This window comes from Rhodococcus sp. BH5 (genome assembly GCF_027583855.1).
GTDB classification, from domain to species: Bacteria; Actinomycetota; Actinomycetes; order Mycobacteriales; family Mycobacteriaceae; genus Rhodococcus_F; species Rhodococcus_F qingshengii.
Window position 1 is genome coordinate 142,933 of record NZ_JAJHVW010000005.1, and the last position, 24,464, is coordinate 167,396.

The 24,464-nt window shown below is 63.6% G+C and carries 22 protein-coding genes; 18 read left to right on the forward strand and 4 right to left on the reverse strand.

The genetic code is table 11. The features are described 5' to 3' along the window. Positions 1 to 353 precede the first annotated feature (353 nt). Positions 354 to 1,580 carry a radical SAM family heme chaperone HemW gene (gene hemW, locus RhoBH5_RS14705; protein WP_042450186.1) on the forward strand — a complete coding sequence of 409 codons (1,227 nt, stop codon included), beginning with the start codon at positions 354 to 356 and terminating at the stop codon, positions 1,578 to 1,580. Between the two features lie 35 nt (positions 1,581 to 1,615). Next, positions 1,616 to 2,236, forward strand: a complete 621-nt coding sequence (locus tag RhoBH5_RS14710) for a CG0192-related protein (protein WP_064444265.1) — start codon at positions 1,616 to 1,618, stop codon at positions 2,234 to 2,236. A 3-nt stretch (positions 2,237 to 2,239) separates the two neighbouring features. On the opposite strand, the gene RhoBH5_RS14715 is transcribed toward RhoBH5_RS14710, so the two are convergent. Continuing rightward, positions 2,240 to 2,563 (reverse strand): type II toxin-antitoxin system VapB family antitoxin, encoded by a 324-nt coding sequence (locus tag RhoBH5_RS14715; protein WP_003944521.1) that lies wholly within the window; start codon positions 2,561 to 2,563, stop codon positions 2,240 to 2,242. 157 nt (positions 2,564 to 2,720) lie between these two features. Between RhoBH5_RS14715 and hrcA the strand changes: the two genes are divergently transcribed. The 5 genes from hrcA to RhoBH5_RS14740 all read left to right on the forward strand — a co-directional run bounded on the left by hrcA (position 2,721) and on the right by RhoBH5_RS14740 (position 7,913). Beyond that, complete coding sequence (gene hrcA, locus RhoBH5_RS14720; protein ID WP_003944583.1) at positions 2,721 to 3,764, forward strand: heat-inducible transcriptional repressor HrcA; 1,044 nt, start codon at positions 2,721 to 2,723, stop codon at positions 3,762 to 3,764. Between the two features lie 80 nt (positions 3,765 to 3,844). After that, positions 3,845 to 4,996 carry a molecular chaperone DnaJ gene (gene dnaJ, locus RhoBH5_RS14725; protein ID WP_003944460.1) on the forward strand — a complete coding sequence of 384 codons (1,152 nt, stop codon included), beginning with the start codon at positions 3,845 to 3,847 and terminating at the stop codon, positions 4,994 to 4,996. Between the two features lie 2 nt (positions 4,997 to 4,998). Beyond that, a complete protein-coding gene (locus RhoBH5_RS14730) occupies positions 4,999 to 5,760 on the forward strand; it encodes a 16S rRNA (uracil(1498)-N(3))-methyltransferase (RefSeq protein ID WP_003944495.1) in 762 nt (253 codons plus the stop codon). 123 nt (positions 5,761 to 5,883) lie between these two features. Beyond that, a complete protein-coding gene (locus RhoBH5_RS14735) occupies positions 5,884 to 7,122 on the forward strand; it encodes a L,D-transpeptidase (RefSeq protein WP_003944568.1) in 1,239 nt (412 codons plus the stop codon). Between the two features lie 14 nt (positions 7,123 to 7,136). Beyond that, entirely contained in the window at positions 7,137 to 7,913 is a 777-nt protein-coding gene (locus RhoBH5_RS14740; RefSeq protein WP_050654648.1) for an alpha/beta hydrolase family protein, read from the forward strand. On the opposite strand, the gene RhoBH5_RS14745 is transcribed toward RhoBH5_RS14740, so the two are convergent. Beyond that, on the reverse strand, positions 7,905 to 9,509 hold the full coding sequence (locus RhoBH5_RS14745) for an MFS transporter (protein WP_270008461.1): 1,605 nt from the start codon (positions 9,507 to 9,509) through the stop codon (positions 7,905 to 7,907). The two genes, RhoBH5_RS14740 and RhoBH5_RS14745, sit on opposite strands and share 9 nt — an antisense overlap. Before the next feature lie 128 nt (positions 9,510 to 9,637). Between RhoBH5_RS14745 and RhoBH5_RS14750 the strand changes: the two genes are divergently transcribed. The 5 genes from RhoBH5_RS14750 to era all read left to right on the forward strand — a co-directional run bounded on the left by RhoBH5_RS14750 (position 9,638) and on the right by era (position 14,393). After that, complete coding sequence (locus RhoBH5_RS14750) at positions 9,638 to 10,333, forward strand: TetR/AcrR family transcriptional regulator (RefSeq protein ID WP_007731067.1); 696 nt, start codon at positions 9,638 to 9,640, stop codon at positions 10,331 to 10,333. Between the two features lie 112 nt (positions 10,334 to 10,445). Next, a complete protein-coding gene (locus RhoBH5_RS14755; protein WP_064113190.1) occupies positions 10,446 to 11,534 on the forward strand; it encodes a PhoH family protein in 1,089 nt (362 codons plus the stop codon). Positions 11,535 to 11,582: 48 nt separating this feature from the next. Then, the gene (gene ybeY / locus RhoBH5_RS14760) at positions 11,583 to 12,125 is read left to right on the forward strand and encodes an rRNA maturation RNase YbeY (protein WP_192712964.1); all 543 of its coding nucleotides are present in this window, start codon (positions 11,583 to 11,585) and stop codon (positions 12,123 to 12,125) included. A gap of 21 nt (positions 12,126 to 12,146) precedes the next feature. Then, complete coding sequence (locus RhoBH5_RS14765) at positions 12,147 to 13,451, forward strand: hemolysin family protein (RefSeq protein WP_003944509.1); 1,305 nt, start codon at positions 12,147 to 12,149, stop codon at positions 13,449 to 13,451. A 24-nt stretch (positions 13,452 to 13,475) separates the two neighbouring features. Beyond that, the gene (gene era, locus RhoBH5_RS14770; protein WP_003944451.1) at positions 13,476 to 14,393 is read left to right on the forward strand and encodes a GTPase Era; all 918 of its coding nucleotides are present in this window, start codon (positions 13,476 to 13,478) and stop codon (positions 14,391 to 14,393) included. Here the strand turns inward: era and RhoBH5_RS14775 are convergent. Further along, positions 14,390 to 14,941 (reverse strand): TetR/AcrR family transcriptional regulator, encoded by a 552-nt coding sequence (locus RhoBH5_RS14775; RefSeq protein ID WP_030536607.1) that lies wholly within the window; start codon positions 14,939 to 14,941, stop codon positions 14,390 to 14,392. The genes era and RhoBH5_RS14775 overlap by 4 nt on opposite strands. Before the next feature lie 4 nt (positions 14,942 to 14,945). Beyond that, the gene (locus tag RhoBH5_RS14780) at positions 14,946 to 16,364 is read right to left on the reverse strand and encodes an amidase (protein WP_042450174.1); all 1,419 of its coding nucleotides are present in this window, start codon (positions 16,362 to 16,364) and stop codon (positions 14,946 to 14,948) included. Positions 16,365 to 16,693: 329 nt separating this feature from the next. Here RhoBH5_RS14780 and kdpF point away from each other — a divergent pair, with 329 nt between their 5' ends. From kdpF to RhoBH5_RS14810, 6 genes are read left to right on the forward strand one after another with little or no spacing between them, the layout of a single operon-like run. Beyond that, positions 16,694 to 16,792 carry a K(+)-transporting ATPase subunit F gene (kdpF, locus tag RhoBH5_RS14785; protein WP_007731078.1) on the forward strand — a complete coding sequence of 33 codons (99 nt, stop codon included), beginning with the start codon at positions 16,694 to 16,696 and terminating at the stop codon, positions 16,790 to 16,792. Then, positions 16,792 to 18,477: a potassium-transporting ATPase subunit KdpA gene (gene kdpA, locus RhoBH5_RS14790; RefSeq protein ID WP_003944472.1), complete on the forward strand. Its 1,686-nt coding sequence runs from the start codon at positions 16,792 to 16,794 to the stop codon at positions 18,475 to 18,477. Before kdpF ends, kdpA begins: the two co-directional genes overlap by 1 nt. After that, positions 18,474 to 20,579, forward strand: a complete 2,106-nt coding sequence (kdpB, locus tag RhoBH5_RS14795; RefSeq protein ID WP_050654652.1) for a potassium-transporting ATPase subunit KdpB — start codon at positions 18,474 to 18,476, stop codon at positions 20,577 to 20,579. The genes kdpA and kdpB overlap by 4 nt, the downstream gene beginning before the upstream one ends. Positions 20,580 to 20,585: 6 nt before the next feature. Beyond that, entirely contained in the window at positions 20,586 to 21,236 is a 651-nt protein-coding gene (locus RhoBH5_RS14800; protein ID WP_064113198.1) for a potassium-transporting ATPase subunit C, read from the forward strand. A gap of 7 nt (positions 21,237 to 21,243) precedes the next feature. After that, the gene (locus tag RhoBH5_RS14805; protein ID WP_003944466.1) at positions 21,244 to 23,784 is read left to right on the forward strand and encodes a sensor histidine kinase; all 2,541 of its coding nucleotides are present in this window, start codon (positions 21,244 to 21,246) and stop codon (positions 23,782 to 23,784) included. Beyond that, entirely contained in the window at positions 23,781 to 24,461 is a 681-nt protein-coding gene (locus RhoBH5_RS14810) for a response regulator (RefSeq protein WP_003944545.1), read from the forward strand. Before RhoBH5_RS14805 ends, RhoBH5_RS14810 begins: the two co-directional genes overlap by 4 nt. Positions 24,462 to 24,464 lie beyond the last annotated feature (3 nt).

A 24,464-nucleotide genomic window follows, 5' to 3' on the forward strand; every position in this document is an offset into this window, starting at 1 on the left:
CACGAAAACGAGCAGCTGGAGAAGCTGCGTCCCTGAAAAGGCATGTCTCTGCAGAGAGTGTTTCGGTGAAGCAGATGGAGATGAGCGGGAAAGGCTGGAAGATCAGTGAAAGATCAACAGCTACACAGGTGCAGACACGACGAGCTGCACACACGCTTGAAGTCGACATGGCGACGCGCCACAAGTCGCACTCCGAGTCCGGTCATGCGGACCATTGTGCCACGTCAACTCGATAATTCCGACTCGGGCGCATATTTCCACGAAAAACGGGGGAAATATCGAGTTCAAGCCGTACGCCGACCTGCATCGCAGGCTGAATAGGTGTGCGTTCCGGATGCTGGGACACTGGAGGCGTGAATGCCACCAGCACGACTCCCACTCGACAGAGCGAGGCGACGCCCTTCGCCTTGCCCGCGCGATCGCTCGAGGGTGTCGGGAAACGGCCGTTCGGGATCTACATCCACGTCCCGTTCTGTGCCACCAGGTGTGGGTACTGCGATTTCAACACCTACACGGCCGGAGAGCTCGGAACTTCCGCCTCGCCGCAATCGTGGTTGGAAGGTCTGCGGCGCGAACTCGATCTCGCGGCCGAGATGACGGGCGCCCCGGCGGCGGAGACCGTGTTCGTGGGCGGTGGAACGCCGTCGCTGCTCGGTGGTGACGGATTGTCCGACGTGCTGTCGGCGGTGCGGAGCAGCTTCGGCCTGGCGTCCGGCGCCGAAGTGACCACGGAATCGAACCCCGAATCGACGTCGCCGGAGTTCTTCGGTGCTCTCCGCAGCGCTGGATTCACCCGGATTTCCCTCGGCATGCAGTCGGCCGCCCAGCACGTTCTGAAGATCCTCGACCGCACGCACACCCCCGGTCGCGCCGTCGCTGCCGCGAAAGAGGCTCGCGCAGCTGGTTTTTCGCACGTGAATCTCGATTTGATCTATGGAACCCCGGGGGAGCGCGATCAAGACCTGGACGCCTCACTCGATGCGGTCCTTTCCGCCGATGTCGATCACGTCTCGGCCTACGCGTTGATCGTCGAGGACGGCACCGCCATGGCTCGCAAGGTCAGGCGCGGCGAACTGCCCGCCCCGGACGACGACGTGCTGGCCTCGCGGTACGAACGAATCGATTCACGCCTGTCCGAGGCAGGCTTGCGGTGGTACGAGGTCTCCAACTGGGCAAAGGCGGAAACCGCGGACTCCGGCGACACCCGGTGCCGTCACAACCTCGGCTACTGGGACGGCGGTGACTGGTGGGGTGCCGGTCCGGGCGCGCACAGCCACGTCGGCGGAGTGCGGTGGTGGAACGTCAAGCACCCGGCGCGGTACGCGGAACAGTTGGCGCTCGGCGAACTTCCCGTCGGCGGCAGCGAAGAACTGACCGCCGAGGACGAACACATGGAGCGAGTCATGCTGACCGCACGGTTGCGTACGGGACTTCCGTTGTCGGAACTGTCTGCATCCGAACGTCTTTCGGCCGAACAGGTGGTAGTCGACGGGTTGGCCGTGATCGAGAACGATCACGTGGTTCTCACCGACCGTGGTCGCCTGCTCGCTGATGCGGTGATTCGCACGATCCTGACCTGACGCGCAACCATCCTTCGCCGCGTAATGTGGCCGTGGTGGCCATCATTCATCGTGCGCAGCTGAATCCGTCCAAGAACGACCTGCTCCGAGCGTGGGTGCCCAAGCAGCCGTGGCTCGGGTCGGTCGACTGTTCGACGCTCGAACGCGTCGACGCCTATCGTTTCGACGACCCGGACGGTGAGGTCGGAATCGAGACGCACCTGATGCGCTCTGCCGACGGTCGAATTCTTCAGGTCCCGCTCACTTATCGAGGTGCTCCGCTGGACGGGGCGGACGCCGCACTGATCGCGACCATGGATCATTCGGTACTGGGCGAGCGGTGGGTGTACGACGCATGCTGTGATCCGGTCTACGTCAGCGCGGTGGCGACCGCGATTCTGACCGGTGGGGCCGGAGTCGAACTGGTCTTCGCGGACACCGCCGATCGCATCCCCGTGACAGCTCACGTAGTTGGCAGCGGTACGGCCCGCGCTTCCGTACCGGCAGTCGAATCCGTGACCTGCTCGACAGTCGGCACCGACACGATCATCCGCGCGGGAGATCTGGAACTGACTGTGGCGAGAGTGATCGACGCAGATCGAGTCTCGGGCTCGGCGACGCTCACCGGAACCTGGCCGGGGCAAACGACACCTGCGTTGCTCGTGACTATCGCCTGAGCGTCAGCGGACTCCCTCGATGACACCGGGCATCGCGTCGAAGTCGAAGACACGCGCGTGCAGCACGACGCGGTTTCGCAGGGCCGAACGAACCGCTCGGTGCAGACCGTCCTCGAGGTAGAGAGTGCCGCGCCACTGCACTGCGTGCGGGAACAGATCGCCGTAGAAGGTCGAGTCCTCCGACAGCAGGCGATCGAGTTCGAGGACCTTCGTGGTGGTCACGATCTCGTCGAGTCGAACCTGACGTGGAGGGAACTTCGACCAGTCGCGTAGAGACAGTCCGTGATCGGGATACGGTTTGCCGTCCATCACGCCTTTGAAGATCATGTGCCGCCTTGTCCATGGTTGTGCGATCGACCTTTCGCCGATCTCACTCCACAGTAAGGGCAACAGCCGTCTCTGGCGCTCGGGCGATTAGACTGCCAGTGGAAACCGATGTGTAAATGTCGGTGTTCGTTCTTTTCAGGAAACGGAGGTGGCAACGATGTCGAGTACCGACGACAGGCGTTTCGAGGTCTTACGTGCAATCGTGGCCGATTACGTCTCCACCCAGGACCCGGTGGGATCCAAGGCACTGGTCGAGCGTCACAACCTCGGAGTGTCGAGCGCCACTGTGCGCAACGACATGGCATTCCTCGAGGCCGAGGGCTACATCGCCCAACCGCACACCAGTTCCGGCCGCGTCCCCACCGACAAGGGATACCGCGAATTCGTCGATCGCATCGCCGACGTCAAGCCCATGTCCGGGCCCGAGCGTCGAGCGATCCTCGAGTTCTTGGAGTCGGGTGTCGATCTCGACGACGTTCTGCGCCGCGGTGTGCGACTGCTCGCGCAACTGACCCGTCAGGTCGCGGTTGTCCAGTACCCGTCGCTGTCCGCGTCGTCGGTTCGCCACCTCGAGGTGGTCGCGTTGACGCCGGCGCGCCTGCTTCTCGTTCTCATCACCGATTCCGGCCGCGTCGATCAGCGAATCGTCGAACTCGGAGACGTCCTCGAAGACGAAGACCTTTCCCGGTTGCGTACGCTTCTCGGCGGAGCACTGGAAGGCAAGCGCCTGGCCGCCGCGTCGATTGCCGTAGCGGAACTGGCCGACGAGTCTCCGGCCGACCTTCGCGACGCCGTGATCCGCTCGGCAACGGTTCTGGTCGAGACCCTGGTCGAACATCCGGAAGATCGTCTCGTTCTGGGCGGAACCTCGAATCTCACGCGCAACGCCGCCGATTTCTCCGGTCTGGCCGGCTTCCCCGGTTCGCTGCGCGCTGTGCTCGAAGCACTGGAAGAGCAGGTAGTGGTCCTCAAACTGCTCGCTGCGACGCAGAACTCCGGCACGGTCACCGTTCAGATCGGTGAAGAGACGCAGGTCGAACAGATGCGCGGAACCTCTGTGATTTCGACTGGCTACGGCGCGGCCGGTACCGTTTTCGGTGGTGTCGGTGTGCTCGGACCCACTCGGATGGACTATCCGGGAACAATTGCATCGGTTGCCGCCGTTGCCAGATACATCGGCGAAGTTCTCTCCGAGCGATGACGGACGTCGACATTCGTCGGCACGCCTCCTCGCGAGGACTGAGGAAAACCTAGAAGTAAGAGAAGGACGAGAGACTCAACGTGGCACGGGATTACTACGGATTGCTCGGCGTCGACAAGAACGCGACAGACCAGGAGCTCAAGCGCGCTTACCGCAAGCTGGCACGCGAACTGCACCCGGACGTCAACCCTGACGAGGCGGCGCAGGCCAAGTTCAAGGAGATCTCGACGGCCTACGAGGTCCTGACCGACCCGGAGAAGCGTCGCATCGTCGATCTCGGCGGAGACCCGCTCGAGTCCGGTGGTGGCGGCGGTGGTGGCTTCGGCGGCGGATTCGGTGGCGGCGGCCTCGGCGACGTCTTCGAAGCATTCTTCGGCGGCGGTGGCGGCGCAGGTCGTGGGCCGCGCGGTCGCGTTCAGCCCGGAGCCGACTCGTTGCTTCGCACCAAGCTGACCCTCGCAGAATGTGCGACGGGAGTCAGCAAGCACGTGACCGTCGAGACGGCCATTCTGTGCGACAGCTGCACCGGAGCCGGAACCAACGGCGACTCCAAGCCTGTCCGCTGTGAGACCTGCAACGGTGCCGGCGAAGTTCAGTCCATCCAGCGCTCGTTCCTCGGTCAGGTCATGACCTCGCGTCCCTGCCCGACGTGCCGCGGTGCCGGTGAGACCATCCCGGATCCCTGCCACAAGTGTGGCGGCGACGGCCGAGTTCGGGCCAAGCGTGACATCACCGTGAAGGTTCCCGCGGGCGTCGCCGGTGGCATGCGCATCCGTTTGACCGCGCAGGGTGAAGTGGGCCCGGGCGGCGGACACCCCGGCGACCTCTACGTCGAGATCGTCGAGCAGCAGCACGATGTCTTCGTTCGAGACGGTGAAGACCTGCACTGCACGATCCGCGTTCCGATGGTCGACGCAGCGCTCGGTACGACTGTCACCGTCGACACCATCATCGACGGCCCCAAGGAAATCACCATCGAGCCAGGCACCCAGCCCGGACACGTTGCTGTTCTTCGCGGTCATGGCATGCCGAAACTGCGGTCGGGAGTGCGCGGCGACGTGCACGCTCACCTCGAGGTGGTCATCCCGAGCCGTCTCGATCACAAGCAGTCCAAGCTGCTCAAGGAATTCAAGCTGCTCCGCGATCGTGACGAGGCCGAGGTTGTCTCGACGGCCTCGCAGAACAGCGGTGGATTGTTCTCGCGTCTTCGCGAAGCATTCAGCGGCCGCTGACGGTGGCCGCAACGGTCTTCTTTCTCGACCCGGTTCCCGGCGTCGGTGAAATCGCAGTTCTGGACGGACAGGAGGGTCGCCACGCGGCCACTGTCCGCCGGATCGGCGTCGGTGAGCGATTGGTGTTGGCCGACGGCCGTGGCCGGGTGGCCGACGCCGAGGTGACGAGCGTCGGCAAGGACCGCCTGGAACTGTTGGTCAGTGACGTTCAGGTTCTCGAGCAGCCCAAGCCGTTGGTGACCCTCGTTCAGGCACTTCCCAAGGCCGAGCGTTCCGAGTTGGCCGTCGAACTGGCGACCGAGGCGGGGATCGACGCGGTGATCCCGTGGCAGTCCTTGCGTTGTGTCGCCAAGTGGGAGGGCCCCAAGCTCGCCAAGGGCGTCGCACGCTGGCGAAGTGCGGCAGTGTCTGCGGCAAAGCAGTCCAGACGCGCGTTCGTCCCGGAAATTGCGGAACTGCACAAGACGCCGGCGGTGATCGCGTTGGTTCGTGACGCCGTTGCCCGTGGCGCTGTGGTTGCGGTGCTTCACGAATCGGCGACGACGCCGTTGGCCGGTTTGCCGCTGGCGAGCGCGGACGAGGTATTTCTGGTTGTCGGTCCCGAAGGTGGGCTGGACGATTCGGAGATCAGCGCGTTGTCGGAGGCCGGGGCCACTCCGGTGCTTCTCGGCCCGACGGTCCTGCGTACGTCGACCGCCGGGGCTGTTGCTCTGGGCGCGATCGGAGTGCTGACCGATCGTTGGGGACCACGGCCACTGCACTGATCTTGTTGTGATCCCGAGCTGAATCGGATCCGGCGCTCAGCGAAGTGTCAGATTTGCGCACTATCGTAAAGACGTCGGGGGTCGCCTTCGGCGTGAGTTGGTTCGGGGATTTCAGGAGGCCAGATGTTGTCACGTGCGCATATGCGAATCGTTGGAGCGGTGTGTGCCGCGGCGGCGTTGATGCTCGTCGCGGGGTGCACGGTCTCCACCGGAGACAACACGGGTTCCTCCAGCAGCGCCGTCACCACTACCCCGACCAGCGAGGCGCTCGTCACCGTCACACCGGCGGACGGCGGAACTCCGGTGAGTCCACTCGACCCCATCGAGGTCCAGGTCGCGAAGGGAACACTGACGACCGTCGCGCTGACCAATCCCGAGGGTAAGGAAGTCGCCGGTATCACCACGCCGGACAAGACGTCCTGGAAACCGAGCGAACCACTCGGATACGGCAAGACTTACAAGCTGGTCGTCGACGCCGTCGACGCGAACGGTGTTGCCACGACCAAGAACACGACGCTGACCACCGTCGCGCCGAGTAACCAGACCCGGGCGTACATCAACACCACCGGTGGCGCCTCGATATCGGACGGTGGCACGTACGGTGTCGGCACCGTCGTCGCCGTTCATTTCGACGAGTTGATCGGTGACAAGGCCGCGGCCGAGAAGTCTCTGCTGGTCACAACCAATCCGCCCGTACAGGGATCGTGGTACTGGGTCGACGGTCAGAACGTTCACTGGCGACCGCAGAACTACTACGCACCAGGCACGACGGTCTCGGTGAACGCGAACATCTACGGCAAGCAGCTCGGCAACGGCCTGTACGGCCAGCAGGACGACACCGTGTCCTTCAAGATCGGCGACTCCCACGTCTCGGTCGCCGACGACAACACCAAGATGGTGACCGTCTACGAAAACGGTCAGGTGATCAAGGAAATGCCGACCTCGATGGGAATGGGCGGCACCGAGACGATCGGCGGCACGACGCTCTCGTTCTGGACCCAGCCCGGCACGTACACCGTGATGGACAAGGCAAATCCCGTCATCATGGATTCGTCGACCTACGGTCTGCCGATCAACTCGCGCCTGGGCTACAAGGAATCCATCAACTGGGCCACCCGCATCAGCACGGACGGTATCTATCTTCACGAGTTGGAGAGCACCGTCTGGGCGCAGGGAAACACCGACACCTCGCACGGTTGCCTCAATCTCAGTGCGGCCAATGCCAAATGGTTCTTCGATTTCTCGCAGCCGGGAGATGTCGTCGAGATCAAGAACACCGGCGGCGCTCCGCTGGAGGTGTGGCAGAACGGCGACTGGACCCTTTCCTGGGCAGACTGGGCCGCAGGCAGCGCCCTCGCCTGAGATAGATTTCCTCGGTGCCTCGATTCAAGATTCCGTACGGCCGACACGAGCAGCAGTTCGGGCATCTCTACGTTCCCGACGGAGTCGTTGACGGCCCGATCCCGGTCGTCATGCAGATCCACGGCGGCTTCTGGAGCGGGCAGTACGGATTGACTCTGGGCACCGCATTTGCCGTCGAACTCGCGCGGCACGGCGTCGCGGTGTGGAACATCGAATACCGCCGTCTCGGGGCGGGCGGTGGTTGGCCGGAGATGTCCGCCGACGTGAAAACGGCATACGACGAAATCCCCGGACTGGTTGCCGCGAAGTCCTCGGCCGAATTGGATCTGAATCAGATTCGCTTGCTCGGGCATTCGGCCGGAGGACATCTTGCAGTGTGGCTGGCGGGGGAGAAGGACACGTTCACCCGGCCTGAACGGGTCATCGCACAGGCGGCCGCACTCGATCTGGCGTCGGCAGGCGAGCGTGGACGACGGATCAGCTTCATCGAGGATCTGTTCGGCGTTCCGTTCGACGCGGACCCGGATCTGTATCGCAGTGCGTCGCCGCAGCATCGATTGCCGATCGGCGTCCCCGTTGTGTGCGTTACGGGTGCGGAGGACCTGCAGGTGCCGGCCAAGGTGAGCTCCCGGTACGCGAAAGCCGCGGAAGCGGCTGGTGATCCCGTGTCACTGCGTGTGATCGAGGGCGAAGGACACGACGCATTTCTCTCACCCTCGACCGAGTCGTGGCGGGTCTCCCGCGAGTTGGTTCTCGCCGAAGACCCGCTCGCTCCGAGCACGTCAGACTGACGCGGGGTCCACTTCCACAGGGGCCTTCTTGCCCGGCAGGATGAACGCCACGACAACTGCCCCCACGAACAGTGCAAGACCGCCCGCCCAACTGGCCGCCGAAATCGCGTCGGCGTAGGCACTGCCTGCGGCGTCGAGCAACGGCCCTGCCTGAGCTGCAGCCAACGGGTTGCCTGCCATCTCTTCGGCGACCAACGAAGCGCCGCCGACGGATTCGCCCGACACCTCCATCGCGTACGCAGCCTGTTGTGCAAGTTCGCCCGTCAACTGCGGAACCTGCATTCCATTGATGAATCCGGCAATCGAATCCTTGTAGCTCGCAGCGAGGATCGAGCCGAGGATCGCGATACCCAGCGAGCCGCCGAGTTCGATGGCGGTGTCGTTGAGGCCACCCGCAGCACCGAGATCGTCCTCGGAGAAGTTGTCCATGATGGCGTCGGTGGCCGGCGGTTCGCTGAGACCGATGCCCAGGCCGAGCAGGATCAGTGGGACTGCGAACATCCAGTAGCCCGAATCGCCGTCGACCTGCGTGAGAATCAGAACGCCGATCGCGGCGACCACCATGCCGCCGACGATGGACGCCCGGACGCCGATCAGCGGAGTGATCCGCCCACTGACAACGGCGCCGATCGAAACGGCAATTGCCAAGGGCAGCAAACGAACACCGGTTTCGAGTGCGCCGTAGCCGAGGATGAACTGGAACTGCTGTGAGATGAAGTAGATGGCGCCGAAGGCGGCCAGGAACAGCAGAAGTACGGCGAGCGTCGCGCCGCCGACCATGCGCTGGCCGAGCTTACGGACGTCGAGCAGTGGCTGCGGGTGACGCAGTTCCCAGAGGACGAACGAGACGAGGCCGATCGCAGCGAGTACGGCGGCACCGATGGGTCCGCCGGTCCACCCGAAGTGGAATCCGTTGATGATCGAGTACACGAGCGAGCCGATGGTGACCACCGAGAGTGCGCCGCCGATCCAGTCGATCCGGCCCAGGTGCTCGGCCTTGCTCGGCGGCACCAGAATTACGGCGGCGACGGCAGCGACTGCGGCGATCGGGACGTTGATCAGGAAAGTGATGCTCCAGGAATGACTGTCGAGAATCCATCCGGCCAACAGCGGACCGAGTGCAATCGCGAGACCCGATGTCGCCGCCCACGCCGCGATGGCGCGTGATCGCTCCGCTTTGGGAAAGGTAGCGACCAGAAGCGAAAGCGTCGCGGGCATGATGATCGCGGCGCCGACGCCCATGATCATTCGTGCCGCGATGACGGCGTTGGTGGTGTCCGCGATGCTGCCGAAGACGGCGCCGCCGGCGAACACGGCGAGTCCGGCGAGAAGTGCGCCGCGGCGACTGTACTTGTCACCGATCACGCCGAACAGCAGCATCAATGCGGCGTAGGGAACGGTGTAGCCGTCGATGACCCATTGAAGTTGCGTGCTGGTGAGGCCGAGGTCTCTGGTCATGTCCGGCGCCGCGACGATCAGCGCGGTATTCGCCATCACGACGATCAGCAGACTCAGGCACAACACCCCGAGCGCGGCCCACCGCCGTGAGTACGGCTGGTCCATCTCCGAGACAGGTTTGCTCATGAGTGTCGTCATGACGCGACTCCGTTCCTGATGATCGAAGACACTCCTCGATCTATTTGCACACTGATGTGTAAATTAATAACTTGCACACCGATGTGCAACTATGATTGACCTAGATCACAGTTGGGCAGTCGAAAGAGGTGGAACGCGCGTTGACGCATTCGGGCACAGTCGTTTCGGGAACTGCCGAATCGGGCGGACGGCAGCGTCGTAGTCAGGCCGCGGCCAATCGCAATCGCATCATCGAGGCGGCGATCACGGCGTTCGCTGCTGATCCGGATGCGAGCATGGACGACGTCGCAAAGGCCGCCGGTGTGGTCAGGCGAACCGTGTACGCGCATTTCGACAGCCGAGAGGCGCTGATCAACGGCATCGTGGACGAGGCGTCGACCGATCTCGTAGCTGCGCTGAGCCAAGCCGGCGAGCCGCCCGAGCGCCCGGATCTGGCGACTGCCGTACTGGCATTGCTGTCATGGCCGGTCGGTGATCGCTTCCGGATGCTGCTCAGCTTTGCTCGCAAAGAGTTGGGGGAGCAGCGGATTCTCGATCTGATGGAGCCCGCGCGCGCCGTGAGTATCAGCGTCGTCGAGCGCGGTCAGCGTGACGGAACCTTCTCGAAATACCTGCCGGCCGAGACTCTGGTAGCGATGACCGAGGCGATCACGATCACTTTGTTCGATCAGGCCAACAGTGGGCTCATCACGGACTCGGGCGAATCCTTTGCCGCCGTGTGCCTGGTCATCGCGGGTATCAGTCCGGACAGAAGCTCCGAGATCGTCGCCGAAGCGTCGGAGTGGATCCGCGAATCGCTGCCGTCCGGTCGCCGCGAGGATTAGGCCGGGACGATTAACAAGTGGGCCGTGTCCGACTCTGGCGCTAGACTTCGAAGTATCGAGGCTCACGAGTCGAGTGGGCTGATCGGACCAGAAAGCAGGCCATATTCACCACGTGAGTGAACACAGTGAACTCGACGGGAACCGTGTAACCACCATCACCGAGCGCGCTCTGCCCGCAGAGCGCACCGTCCGTTCGAGTATGGATCTGGCGCCGGAGACCGTGCGTCAAATCCTGGGGGCGACGGACGAGAATCTCACCGCGATCGAACGTGAGCTTCGTGCCGACATTCATGTACGTGGCGGAACCATCTCCTTGTCGGGGACGGCTGCAGACGTGGCGCTGGCAGAACGTGTGTTCAGTGAATTGGCGTCGTTGGCCGGTCGAGGGCAGCCCATTGCCCCGGACGCTGTTCGACGAACCATCGGCATGCTCACCAACGAGGTCGGCGAGTCTCCGGCCGAGGTGCTCTCCCTCGACATTCTTTCGCGTCGGGGCAAGACGATTCGGCCGAAGACCCTCAACCAGAAACGCTACGTCGACGCCATCGACGAGAACACCATCGTGTTCGGAGTCGGCCCGGCCGGTACCGGCAAGACCTACCTCGCCATGGCCAAGGCCGTTCAGGCGTTGCAGGCCAAGCGGGTCTCTCGGATCATCTTGACCAGGCCGGCAGTCGAGGCCGGGGAGCGACTGGGCTTTCTGCCCGGCACGCTGCACGAGAAGATCGATCCGTATCTCCGCCCGCTGCACGACGCATTGCACGACATGATGGATCCCGAGGCGATTCCGAAGTTGATGCAGGCCGGAGTCATCGAGGTCGCTCCGCTCGCCTACATGCGTGGCCGGACGCTCAACGACGCCTTCATCATCTTGGACGAAGCGCAGAACACCACGGCCGAGCAGATGAAGATGTTCCTGACCCGCCTCGGGTTCGGTTCCAAGATCGTGGTCACCGGAGACGTGACCCAGGTCGATCTGCCGGGCGGGGCCCGTTCGGGTCTGCGCGCGGCATCCGAAATCCTCACCGGGATCGACGATATTCATTTCGCCACTCTCGACAGCAGCGACGTCGTACGTCATCGGCTGGTCTCTCACATCGTCGACGCTTACGAGCGTCACGAATCGGATCGGTCCGGCGAGTTGGCGGTCGGAAACCGGGCGCAGCGCCGCGCTGCACATGCTCATTCACCGCGACGGTAGGCTGAGCGACGCATCAACCCCTACTTTTCCCAGGAAAGAGCGTCGCACATGAGCATCGAGGTCTCGAACGAATCGGGCATGGACATCTCCGAACCGGAGTTGATCAGCGTTGCCCGTTTCGTGATCGCTCGGATGGATGTCCATCCGGCGGCCGAGCTGTCGATGGTTCTCGTCGACTCCGCGACGATGGCGGATCTGCACGTTCGCTGGATGGACCTGCCGGGCCCGACCGACGTCATGTCGTTCCCGATGGACGAACTCGAGCCTGGTGGCCGTCCCGATTCCCCCGAGCCGGGGCCGTCGATGCTCGGCGACATCGTGCTGTGTCCGTCTTTTGCCGCGGATCAGGCTGACAAGGCCGGGCATTCACTGGCTCACGAACTTGCCCTCCTGACCGTCCACGGTGTGTTGCACCTCCTCGGCTACGACCATGCGGAGCCGGAGGAGGAGAAGGAGATGTTCGGCTTGCAGAACAACCTCCTCGAAGAGTGGTACGAAGACCTTCGCCGTATCGACCGCGAAGCAGCACTGGCCGAACGCGATCAGAAGCTGCTCGGTAAGACCGGTTTCGTCGACGGAGTGGACCGATAACAGTTATCCGGGGGTTCTGTAGTGAGTAGCGCCATAGCGCTCTTTGTTCTGGCGATTGCTCTTGTCCCGGTCGGTGGTGTGTTCGCGGCCGTCGACTCGGCGCTCAACACCATTTCGTCGGCGCGGATCGACGAGATGGCAAAGGAAGAGCGAGCCGGCGCCGCGCGAGTGCAACGCATCCTGACCGATCGTCCGCGATACGTGAATCTGATGGTCCTGCTTCGCATTTTGTGCGAGATCACGGCCACCGTCGTACTCGTGGGCGGCCTGATCGACGTCCTCTCGCTGGGCTGGGCACTGACCGTCACCGCGGTGATCATGGTTCTCGTCTCGTACGTGGTCATCGGCGTCGGACCGAGAACGCTTGGGCGCCAACATGCGTACTCCATCGCGATGGCCGCGTCGCTGCCACTGCTGTGGATCGGGGTTCTGCTCGGGCCGATCAGTCGCGTCCTGATCCTCGTGGGTAACGCATTGACCCCGGGTAAGGGCTTCCGCAACGGCCCGTTCGCGTCGGAAATCGAGTTGCGTGAACTCGTGGACATGGCGCAGGAACGTGGCGTCGTGGCCGACGAAGAACGCCGAATGATCCAGTCCGTCTTCGAACTGGGAGACACGTCGGCGCGCGAGGTGATGGTGCCCCGCACCGACATGGTGTGGATCGAGAACGACAAGAATGCCGGGCAGGCAACGTCGTTGGCCGTCCGCAGTGGTCACTCGCGCCTGCCGGTCATCGGGGAGAACGTCGACGACGTGCTCGGTGTCGTCTACCTCAAGGATCTGGTCAAGCAGACCTACCACCTGCCCGACGGCGGCCGGAACGTCAACGTCTGCGACGTCATGCGGCCCGCCGTCTTCGTTCCCGACTCGAAGCCGCTCGACAGCTTGCTGGCCGAGATGCAGCGCGACCGCAACCACATGGCGATACTCGTCGACGAGTACGGCGGAATCGCCGGGCTCGTCACGATCGAGGACGTCATCGAAGAGATCGTCGGTGAGATCGCCGACGAGTACGACGAGGACGAGACGCCGCCCATCGAGGATCTCGGTGACGGAATGTTCCGCGTATCCGCGAGACTTCCCATCGAAGACCTCGGTGAATTGTTCGATCTCGAACTCGAACTCGACGAGGTGGAGACCGTCGGCGGGCTGATCGGATACGTACTCGGCCGAGTGCCACTTCCCGGTTCCGAAGTGGAGTACGACGGTTTGATCCTGCGCGGCGAGGGAACCAATACGGGCCGAGGCCGGGTACGCATCAGCACGGTGTTCGTGCAGCGCATCCCGCCGTCCGAAGACGAAGAGACAGAAGACACCGATGACTGAGCGAGAGTTCAGCGAGGAGCAGTTATGAGCAAGAACGAATTCCGGTCAGGCTTCGTGTGTTTCGTGGGTCGACCCAATACGGGCAAGTCCACGCTGACCAACGCGTTGGTCGGCAGCAAGATCGCGATCACGTCCTCGCGCCCGCAGACGACGCGCCACACGATTCGCGGCATCGTTCACCGCGAGCATGCGCAGCTGATCCTGGTGGACACCCCTGGACTGCACAAGCCCCGCACTTTGCTCGGGCAGCGCCTCAATGACCTGGTTCGCGACACGTACTCCGAGGTCGACGTCATCTGCCTGTGCATCCCGGCCGACGAGGCCATCGGGCCCGGAGACCGCTGGATCGTGCAGCAGGTCCGTCAGATGGCGCCCAAGACCAAGCTTGTCGGCATCGTGACCAAGATCGACAAGGTCAGCCGCGACGCCGTCGGAAAGCAGTTGCTCGCGCTGTCCACCCTGCTCGGCCCCGAATCCGAGGTCGTTCCGGTGTCCGCGAAGTCGGGTGAACAGGTCGAGATCCTGGTCGACGTCCTCGCCGGTCTGATGGACGAGGGCCCGGCCTTCTACCCGGACGGGGAACTGACGGACGAGCCCGAAGAGGTGCTCATGGCCGAACTGATCCGTGAGGCTGCGCTCGAGGGGCTCGGCGAAGAATTGCCGCACTCCCTGGCTGTGGTGATCGAGGAGGTCATCCCGCGTGAGGGTCGCACCGAGAAGCAGGGCGAGATGCTCGACGTGCATGCACTGCTCTACGTCGAGCGGCCCAGTCAGAAGGGCATCGTCATCGGTAAGGGCGGAGCGCGTCTGCGGGAAGTCGGTACCAGTGCGCGCCTGCAGATCGAGAAGCTGCTCGGTGTGCGGATCTTCCTGGAGCTGCACGTCAAGGTCGCCAAGGACTGGCAGCGCGACCCGAAGCAGCTCGGCCGGCTGGGCTTCTAGGGCCGGAGGACCCTGAGGATCGCCGCGCCGATGTCCTGCTCGTCGACGCCGGTGGCCAGGCGTCGGAGTTGGAGGCCGGTGATGACGGCGACGAGCGTCGATGCAATCGACTCCGGATCAGGTACACCGAGTGCCGTCAGAATCGTGACGGTCAAATCGTCGTAGGCGGCGAAGCATTCGACGGCGACTTCGTGGAGTTCGTGGTCGCGCCCGGCGGCGATGTACATCTCGAACGGCGCGATCCGCTCGGCCGAGAACGAAAGATCTCGCGTCACCTTTTCGGCTATTGCCGCGGCGTCCTCGACGCTCAGACCTTTGTCGCGGTACTCCTCGGCCAAGGCGCGCAGGCGCGTCGTCTCGTCGGTCACGAAACGAGACAGAGCAGCGCGGAGCATGTCCGACTGGCTCGCGAAGTGATACGTGATCGATCCGAGTGAGACGCCGGCCTGCGCGGCGATGCGCCGGTTGCTCACACCCGGGATGCCGTCGGTACCGACGACGTGCAGAACGGCGTCGAGTATTCGCTCGCGGACGTCCCGGTTACTCATCGGGTCACCACCACGGCTCGGGGCGGATCTGATCCCAACGCAGGACCGATTCCAATTGTGAAGCGAGGGAGACCAACAGAGGTTCGGTGTTCTCGTTGCCCATCAACTGCGCACCGATGGGCAGGCCGGCCTTGCTGAATCCGGCCGGCACGTTGACCGAGGGCCAGCCGAGGACGTTCCACGGCCACGCGTACGGGCAGGCGCCGGTCATGACCTTGTCTGTGTCCCAGCCACCGATGCCGTCGATCGCGGTCGCCATGATCGGTGGAGTTGCCGTCGTGGGTGCCAGGACGACGTCGTAGGTGTCGAAGATCGCTCCGATCCGCTTTCGCATCCGTGGCTCGGCCGCGCGGGCCGCGCGCAGAGGTGCGCCGCGAAGTAGCTTGCCGTTCTGGGCATTTCCGCGTGTTCTGGCATCGACCAGTGTCGGGTCGGGAACGCGTCCGAGCCAGTCGTGGACCCCGACGAGTGAGCGGGGCAGAAAGTTCAGGCCGAAGATCAGGCCGTATGCGGGATCGTCGACGACGACGTGGTGTCCGAGCTCCCGCAGCGTGTCGGCGATCGAATGCACGGCCAGGCGCACTTCCGGGTCCAGCTTCACGGGAGTGGCGGTGAACGGATTGCGAAGGGAAAGCGCGATTTTCAGTTTTCCGGGGTCGCGTCCCACCGCGTCGCTGACGGTGACCGGTGTCGGCTTGTGGAGGTCGCCGTCATGGTTGCCGGCAGCGACGTCGAGCAGCAGTGCCGCGTCGGCGACGGTGCGCGCGAGCGGGCCGTTGACCGTCAGGCCGTAGAACGCTTCGGCGTCGGGCCAGGTGGAGATGCGCCCGCGCTGCGGTTTGATTCCGACGAGGTTGGTCCAGGCCGCAGGGATTCGGATGGAACCGGCACCGTCGGAACCGATTCCGGCGCTGACCAATCCGGCGGCGACGGCCGCGGCGGTGCCGCCCGACGATCCGCCTGGAGTGTGGTGACGCGACCACGGATTGCGCGTGTAACCGAAGGCTGAACCGCTCGTAAGGGGCCACTGGCCCAATTCCGGGCTGTTGGTCTTGCCCACGATCACTGCGCCGGCGTCGCGGAGGCGTCGAACCATCTCCGAGTCCTCGGTCTTGGCCGGGAAATCGCCAGGGCAACCGAAGGCGGTGGGTTCGCCGGTGATGTCGACGTCGTCCTTCACTGCGATCGGCACGCCGAGAAGAGGTAGGCGCTCGCCGAGTGCGAGACGCCTGTCGGCCTCGGCAGCTTCCTCGAGTGCCTTCTCGCGCCGCACGATCTTGAACGCATTGAGGTGAGGCTGAGTGGCCTCGATCCGGCTCAGCGTTGCCTCCGTGGCCGCGACGGACGAGGTGGCGCCCGAGGCCAGACTCGCAACCTGGTCGACAAGACCGGGGGCGAGATCGTGGTCGGTTCGAGAAGTCATCAGGTTCCCTTCGCAAAACTGTTCGTTCGAACGAACAGTAACTTGTTTCAGTATTAGTGAACTTCGGTTTCGCGTCAAGATCGCGTCAAGACGCCAGGTCAGTGCGTAAGCGGATCGTCAGAGACGCGGAATCGGCCTTTCCGGAGGTCGAAGCTGAGAGAGCGCATCCGGTCGAGGGCGACCGCGCGTCATGGCTGCGATGCACAGCAGCACGGCAAAAGATTTCGAAGAGGGAAGCTCATGGCCGATCTGGCCTACGTTGCTCTGATTCTCGGCGGTTTTCTCGTGTGCGCGCTGGTACTGCGCGCCCTACAGGCGAGCGCTCCCAAATGACGGTTGCCGGTGTGGTCAGCGTGGTTCTGATCGCCGTCGCCGCGGCATTGGTCATTTACCTGCTCGTTGCACTCGTAGATCCTGAGAGGTTCTGATGTCGCCCGCTCTTGCAGCCGGCCTGCAGATCGCTTTTGTCCTCGTCGTTCTGGCAATCGCCTACGTTCCGGTGGGCGACTACATGGCGCGTGTTTACTCGTCGACGCGAGATCTTCGGGTCGAGAGTGTGATCTACCGCGTCGGTCGGATCGACTCGAGGGCCGAGCAGACGTGGTACGGCTACGCCGCAAGCGTTCTCGGATTCTCGCTGGCCAGCGCATTGTTCCTGTACTTCCTGCAACGGATTCAGGGAGTACTGCCGCTGAGTGACGGTCTGTCCGGGGTCAGTCCTGCCGTAGCGTTCAACACCGCGATTTCGTTTGTGGCGAACACCAACTGGCAGTCGTACACGCCGGAAACGACGATGAGCAACTTCGTTCAGCCCGTCGGTCTGGCGGTGCAGAACTTCGTCTCGGCAGCGGTCGGCATGGCGGTGGCCATCGCATTGGTTCGCGGCTTCATTCGGGTGGCCAGGGGCGGCGAGATCGGCAACTTCTGGGTCGATCTGACGCGTGGTTCTCTGCGCATCCTCCTCCCGTTCTCCTTCGTGATCGCCCTGATCCTGTTGAGCCAGGGAGTGATCCAGTCGTTCCACAGCGGTTTCGCCTCCACCGGCCTCGACGGCAATGCGGTCACCAATGCACTGGCCCCCGTCGCGTCCCAGGAAGCGATCAAGGAACTCGGCACCAACGGTGGCGGGATCTTGGCTGCCAACTCGGCGCACCCGTTCGAGAACCCCACCCCGTTGAGCAATGTCGTCGAGATCCTGGCGATCCTGTTGATTCCGGTCTGCCTCACCCGAACGTTCGGAACTCTCGTCGGGGATCGTAGGCAAGGCCTCACCCTGCTGGCAGTGATGGGAATCCTGTGGAGCGGGCTGCTCGCAGTCACGCTCGCTGCCGAATCCGGCGCACGCGGTGTTGCCGCCACAGCAGCTGGTTCGATGATGGAGGGCAAGGAAGTTCGCTTCGGAATCCCCGGATCGGCGTTGTTCGCGGTGGCGACCACGGGAACGTCGACGGGCGCGGTGAACTCGGCCCACGACAGCATGTCACCCCTCGGCGGCGGCGCGGTCCTGCTCAACATGTTGCTCGGCGAAATTGCGCCAGGTGGAGTCGGAACCGGCCTCTACGGGATTCTTGTGCTGGCATTGATCGCAGTGTTCGTCGGCGGACTGCTGGTCGGTCGCACGCCCGAATATCTCGGCAAGAAGTTGGGTCGACGCGAGATCACCCTTGCGGCGCTGTCGATTCTGGTCATGCCCGCGCTGGTCTTGATCGGTACCGCCATCACCGTCATCCTCGGTTCGACCACCGGTTATCAAGGCAATGGGGGAGATCCGGGCACGCCGGGATCGATCCACGGGTTCAGTGAGGTGCTTTACGCCTTCGCCTCCGCCTCCAACAACAACGGCAGCGCCTTCGGCGGTCTGACGGTCACCAGCGACTGGTTCCAGTCGTCTCTCGGAATCTGCATGCTTCTCGGCCGATTCCTGCCGATCATCTTCGTTCTCGCTTTGGCCGGTGCTCTTGCCTCGCAGAAGAAGGTGGCGCCGACGGCCGGCACCCTCCCGACGTCCGGACCGATGTTCACCGGTTTGTTGACCGGCACCGTCGTTCTTGTTGCTGCACTTACATTCTTCCCGGCCCTCGCGCTGGGCCCGCTAGCGGAGGCTCTTCAATGACCGTGCGTATCAGTGAGAAACCCGTGGTAGCGCAAGACGCTGCCGACAAGGTTGATCCAGGCCAGTCCCGTCAAGTACACGCTGGCGTTTTCAACCCGCGGCAGATGATCACCGCGTTGCCGGGGGCCGTGCGCAAACTCGACCCACGCCACCTCGCCCGCAACCCGGTCATGTTCGTGGTGTTCGTCGGTTCCGTCATCACCACTGTCATGGCGATCGCCGATCCCTCGGTGTTCTCCTGGGTGATCACCCTGTGGCTCTGGTTCACGGTGATCTTCGCGAACCTCGCCGAATCCGTGGCCGAAGGGCGCGGCAAGGCGCAGGCGGCGAGCCTGCGAAAGGTGAAGCAGGACACCACAGCACATCGGATCACGATGAGCGGTGCGATCGAATCGGTTTCCGGCACCGAACTGGTGGTCGGCGATCGGGTGATAGTGGTTGCCGGCGAGGTCATCCCCGGCGACGGCGACGTGGTCGAAGGTATTGCCTCCGTAGACGAATCGGCGATCACCGGTGAATCCGCGCCGGTGGTCCGTGAATCCGGTGGTGACCGGTGCGCCGTCACCGGTGGTACGACGGTTCTCTCGGACCGCATCGTCGTGGAAATCACCGCAGCACCGGGCAGTTCGTTCGTGGACCGGATGATCGCGCTCGTCGAGGGTGCTTCACGTCAGAAGACACCCAACGAGATTGCGCTCAACATCCTGCTCGCGTCGTTGACCGTCATCTTCCTCCTCGCCGTCGTAGCCATCGGCCCGATGGGCTTGTACGCGGGGCACGAGCAGGATCCGATCAAGCTGATCGCACTTCTCGTCTGCCTGATCCCGACGACCATCGGAGCGCTGCTCTCGGCGATCGGTATCGCGGGCATGGACCGCCTCGTCCAGCGCAACGTTCTCGCGATGTCGGGGCGCGCGGTGGAAGCTGCGGGCGACATCGACACCCTGTTGATGGACAAGACCGGAACCATCACTTTCGGTAACCGCCGGGCCACCGCACTCCATCCGGCGCCCGGTGTATCCGCCGACGATCTTGCTGCGGCAGCTCGCTTGTCGAGCCTGGCCGACGGAACTCCCGAGGGACGGAGCATCGTCGAGCTGTGCGCAGCGGATTTCGGTCTCGCTGCCGAGCCGACGTTGGACGAAGAACGCGCCGAGTTCGTTCCGTTCACGGCACAAACCCGGATGAGCGGACTCGACCACTCCGGACGCCAAATCCGAAAGGGTGCAGCAGATGCGGTGATGAACTGGGTCGTCAGTGGCGGTGGACACGCGGAGAGCGCGGTGACCGACACCGTGAACGACATCGCCCAAGCGGGCGGAACGCCGCTGGTAGTTGCCGTCAAGCATGGTGAGAGTACCTCGATCCTCGGCGTGATCGCGTTGTCCGACGTCGTAAAGCCGGGAATGGCTGACAGGTTCGCCGAACTCCGGGCGATGGGTATTCGCACGATCATGATCACCGGCGACAATCCGTTGACCGCGAAGGCGATTGCCGACGAGGCGGGCGTCGACGACTTCATGGCGGAGGCCACCCCGGAAGACAAACTGGCCCTGATCCGGAAGGAACAGGAAGGCGGACGTCTCGTCGCGATGACCGGTGACGGGACCAATGATGCTCCCGCCCTTGCCCAGGCCGATGTCGGGGTCGCGATGAACACGGGAACCTCGGCAGCCAAAGAGGCCGGGAACATGGTCGATCTCGACTCCGATCCCACCAAGCTGATCGAGGTGGTGGAAATCGGCAAGCAATTGCTGATCACCCGCGGCGCGTTGACCACATTCTCGTTGGCGAACGACCTGGCGAAGTATTTCGCAATCCTGCCGGCCTTGTTCAGCGGCATCTACCCGCAGCTGGACGCGTTGAACATCATGCGTCTCGCCACCCCCGAATCGGCGATCGTCTCGGCCGTGATCTTCAACGCCTTGGTGATCATCGGTTTGATTCCGTTGGCACTCAAGGGCGTTCGATACCGACCGTCGACGGCATCGCAGTTGCTCGGACGTAACCTGCTCGTCTACGGTCTCGGCGGTGTGATCACACCGTTCGTCGGTATCTGGTTGATCGATCTCGTCGTACGTTTGATTCCTGGAATTGGGTGACCTGACATGCGTTTCACTATCGGTTTTGCCAAACAGGTGTGGGCGGGTTTGCTCGTATTGCTCGCGCTCACCGTCGTTCTCGGTGTGGTCTATCCCGCCGCGGTGTGGGGTGTCAGCCGGATCAGCTCCGGATCTGCCGAAGGCTCACCGGTCACCGATGCCGCCGGTTGCGTGGTCGGCAGTGCCTGGGTGGGTGTCGATCTGCAGGTCGCCGAAGGGCAGCAGGACCCGTTCTTCCACAATCGTGTTGTCGGATCCGTTTCGGACGAGGATCCGTTTGCCACCGGTGATCCCGCTGCGGCACTGCCGTCCAACCAGGGGCCGAGCAGCGAGATTCTGGCCGGATTCGTCATCGAGCGCCGGGCAGCCATCGCGGCACGTGAGGGTGTCGACCCTGCATCGGTTCCCGTCGACGCAGTCACCGGTTCGGGCTCGGGTATCGATCCCCACATCAGTCCGGCGTACGCCGAACTGCAGGTCGCGAGGGTGGCGGCGAACAACGGCATCTCGGAAGACCAGGTGCGGGACTTGGTGGCCGAGCACACCGACGGTCGGCAACTCGGATTTCTCGGAGCCGAGCGAGTCAACGTCCTGGAATTGAACCTGGCACTCGGATTGACGGCACCTACGTGTGCTGCACCGACGACTGGTGGATGATTGTCACGTGAGTTCTTCGGAGAAGGTCGGTCAATCTTTCGGTAGGGCACGCAAACGTGGTGAATTGCGTATCTACCTCGGCGCTGCGCCTGGCGTCGGAAAGACCTTCGCGATGCTCGGTGAGGCTCATCGGCGTCGAGATCGTGGCTGTGACGTGGTCGCGGCCGTCGTGGAGACACACGGCCGCGCCCGCACCGCGGCGCAGATCGGAGACCTCGAAACAGTGCCGCCCAAGCTGGTGGATTATCGCGGAACACGGATGCCGGAACTGGACGTCGAGGCCGTGTTGGCTCGGCGTCCGGCCCTTGTCCTGGTGGACGAGTTGGCACATACCAACACGCCAGGGAGCAAGAATCACAAGCGCTGGCAGGACGTACAGGAACTGCTCGAAGCCGGGATCGACGTTCTGTCCACGGTCAACGTGCAACACCTCGAAAGCCTCAACGACGTTGTCGCGCACATCACCGGCGTGGTTCAGCAGGAGACGGTTCCGGACGCGGTAGTGCGTAGTGCGGCGCAGGTCGAGCTGGTCGACATCACCCCGGAGGCGCTGCGCCGCAGACTTTCTCACGGAAACGTGTATTCACCGGAACGGGTCGATGCGGCCTTGGGCAATTACTTCAGACGCGGAAACCTCACGGCGCTACGCGAACTGGCACTGCTGTGGGTGGCCGATCAGGTGGACGCCGCACTGGCGAAATACCGGGCCGAGAACAAGATCACCGATACCTGGGAGGCGCGCGAGCGTGTCGTCGTTGCCGTGACCGGGGGACCGGAGTCGGAAACCCTGGTACGACGCGCATCTCGAATCGCGTCGAAGTCGAGCGCCGAGCTGATGGTGGTCCACGTCGTACGCGGTGACGGACTCACCGGTGTCTCGGCCCCCGAGATGGGGAAGGTGCGCGCGTTGGCTGTCGGAGTCGGCGCCACGCTTCACACTGTTGTCGGTGACGACGTACCGTCGACGCTCCTCGAGTTCGCGCGTGAGGAGAACGCCACACAGTTGGTGCTGGGAACGTCGCGGCGTTCCCGCCTGGCTCGCATCCTCGACGAGGGGATCGGCGCTGCGGTGGTTCAGCAGTCCGGTGGTATCGACGTTCACATGGTCACGCACGAGGAAGCGACGGCGCGACGACGCATTTCGGTGCTGGGGCGCTCGGAGCGCCGGGTCCTGTCGTGGATTGCGGCGATCGTCGTGCCTTCGCTCGCGGCCGCGATCATGGGTCTCGTCGACCGAATCTCCGGGGTCAACGGCGAGAACGCGCTGTTCTTCGTCGTGGTCGTTCTGGTTGCCCTCCTCGGCGGCGTCGGCCCGGCGATATTGTCGGCCCTGATCTCGGGACTGCTGCTCAATTACTTCTTCACCGATCCGCGGTACAGCTTCACCATCGCCGAACCTGACAACTTCATCACCACTGTCGTGCTGTTGATCGTGGCTGTGGCAGTTGCAGTTCTGGTCGACGCCGCAGCAAAGCGCGCCCGCGAGGCGAAGCGCGCATCCGAGGAAGCCGAACTGCTCACACTGTTCGCGGGATCAGTTCTCCGCGGAGCGGATCTGTCGACACTTCTGGCGAAGGCACTCGAAATCTATCGCCAGCGAGGGGTTTCCGTCATTCATCACGACGACGGAGTCATCGCCGCCGTGGGTACGCAGCCGCCGACCACGGACGACGAAGCGGATACGGTCTGTGAGGTCAACGACGGGGAATACGCGCTGTTGTTGGCTGGGCCCGACCTGAGTGCGCGGGATCGACGAGTGTTGACGGTGGTCGCTCACCAAGCAGTTGGGATGATCCGCCAGGAGAAACTGACAGTCGAGGCGAGCAAGGCTGCCGCGCTCACCGAGGCTGATCAACTGCGGCGAGCCCTGCTGTCAGCGGTAAGCCATGACCTGCGAACGCCTCTCGCCGGAGTGAAGGCGGCGGTGTCCAGTCTGCGCAGCGACGACATCGAGTTCTCGCCCGAAGACACCGCTGAATTGTTGGCAACCATCGAGGAGTCGGCGGATCAGTTGACGGCACTGGTCGGGAACTTGCTCGACTCGTCCCGCCTTGCCGCCGGGGTGGTGAAACCCACGCTCCGGCCGGTGTATCTGGACGAGGTGGTTCACCGCGCGTTGCTGGGCCTCGGCATCGGTGGACGCTCGGATTCGCGGGCTCGAAGTGTAGTCGTCGACGTGGGTACCGTTGCAGTGCAAGCAGATCAAGGTCTGCTCGAGCGGGTGATTGCGAACATCGTCGACAACGCTCTGCGCTACGGGGGAGAAACCCCGGTGCGCGTCGGGGCGGCGCAACTCGGTGATCGTGTGGTGATCAGTGTTGCCGATACGGGCCCAGGTGTTCCGCGAGGTGAGGCCGAAACGATGTTCCAGCCGTTCCAACGGATGGGAGATCGCGACAACACCGGCGGAGTGGGCCTCGGACTTTCCGTGGTGCGCGGGTTTGTCGATGCGATGGGCGGAACGGTCAGCGCCACAGACACACCTGGTGGGGGATTGACGATGATCGTGGAGTTGGCTGCGGCCGGTACGAATGGGAATGGATCATGAGTCGAATCCTGGTAGTGGACGACGAACCGCAGATTCTGCGAGCTCTGCGTATCAATCTTTCGGTGCGCGGGTACGAGGTGGTGACCGCGTCGACGGGCGCCGGTGCCTTGCGGGCTGCTGCCGAGCGTCCACCGGACGTCGTGGTACTCGATCTCGGACTGCCCGACATGGACGGCACCGAAGTGCTTGCCGGCCTGCGTGGCTGGTGCACGGCGCCGGTCATCGTGCTGTCGGCGCGCACGGATTCCGCGGACAAGGTCGAGGCTCTCGACGCCGGTGCGGACGACTACGTCACCAAGCCCTTCGGGATGGACGAGTTTCTGGCCCGCGTGCGCGCTGCGGCGAGGCGGGGAACCTCCGCGGCGGACACTTCGGAACCGTCGGTCGAGACCGCGTCCTTCACGGTGGACTTGGCTGCGAAAACAGTGAGTCGGCGCGGTGAACAGGTGCACCTGACTCCGACCGAGTGGGGCATGCTCGAGATGCTTGTGCGCAACCGCGGAAAGCTGGTCGGGCAGAAGGAGTTGCTTCGGGAAGTGTGGGGACCGGCGTACGACACCGAGACCCACTATCTGCGTGTCTACCTGGCTCAACTTCGTCGGAAGCTCGAGGATGACCCGGCGAACCCCAAGCATCTGATCACCGAGGCAGGAATGGGTTATCGATTCGTGGTGTGAGAA

Bases quoted from the DNA above. Each gene is read 5' to 3' on its own strand.
- RhoBH5_RS14715 (WP_003944521.1), bottom strand. From the start codon at position 2,563: ATGATCTTCAAAGGCGTGATGGACGGCAAACCGTATCCCGATCACGGA.
- hrcA (WP_003944583.1), top strand. From the start codon at position 2,721: ATGTCGAGTACCGACGACAGGCGTTTCGAGGTCTTACGTGCAATCGTG.
- RhoBH5_RS14735 (WP_003944568.1), top strand. From the start codon at position 5,884: ATGTTGTCACGTGCGCATATGCGAATCGTTGGAGCGGTGTGTGCCGCG.
- RhoBH5_RS14745 (WP_270008461.1), bottom strand. From the start codon at position 9,509: ATGACGACACTCATGAGCAAACCTGTCTCGGAGATGGACCAGCCGTAC.
- ybeY (WP_192712964.1), top strand. From the start codon at position 11,583: ATGAGCATCGAGGTCTCGAACGAATCGGGCATGGACATCTCCGAACCG.
- era (WP_003944451.1), top strand. From the start codon at position 13,476: ATGAGCAAGAACGAATTCCGGTCAGGCTTCGTGTGTTTCGTGGGTCGA.
- RhoBH5_RS14775 (WP_030536607.1), bottom strand. From the start codon at position 14,941: ATGAGTAACCGGGACGTCCGCGAGCGAATACTCGACGCCGTTCTGCAC.
- RhoBH5_RS14780 (WP_042450174.1), bottom strand. From the start codon at position 16,364: ATGACTTCTCGAACCGACCACGATCTCGCCCCCGGTCTTGTCGACCAG.
- kdpF (WP_007731078.1), top strand. From the start codon at position 16,694: ATGACGGTTGCCGGTGTGGTCAGCGTGGTTCTGATCGCCGTCGCCGCG.
- kdpA (WP_003944472.1), top strand. From the start codon at position 16,792: ATGTCGCCCGCTCTTGCAGCCGGCCTGCAGATCGCTTTTGTCCTCGTC.
- kdpB (WP_050654652.1), top strand. From the start codon at position 18,474: ATGACCGTGCGTATCAGTGAGAAACCCGTGGTAGCGCAAGACGCTGCC.
- RhoBH5_RS14800 (WP_064113198.1), top strand. From the start codon at position 20,586: ATGCGTTTCACTATCGGTTTTGCCAAACAGGTGTGGGCGGGTTTGCTC.
- RhoBH5_RS14810 (WP_003944545.1), top strand. From the start codon at position 23,781: ATGAGTCGAATCCTGGTAGTGGACGACGAACCGCAGATTCTGCGAGCT.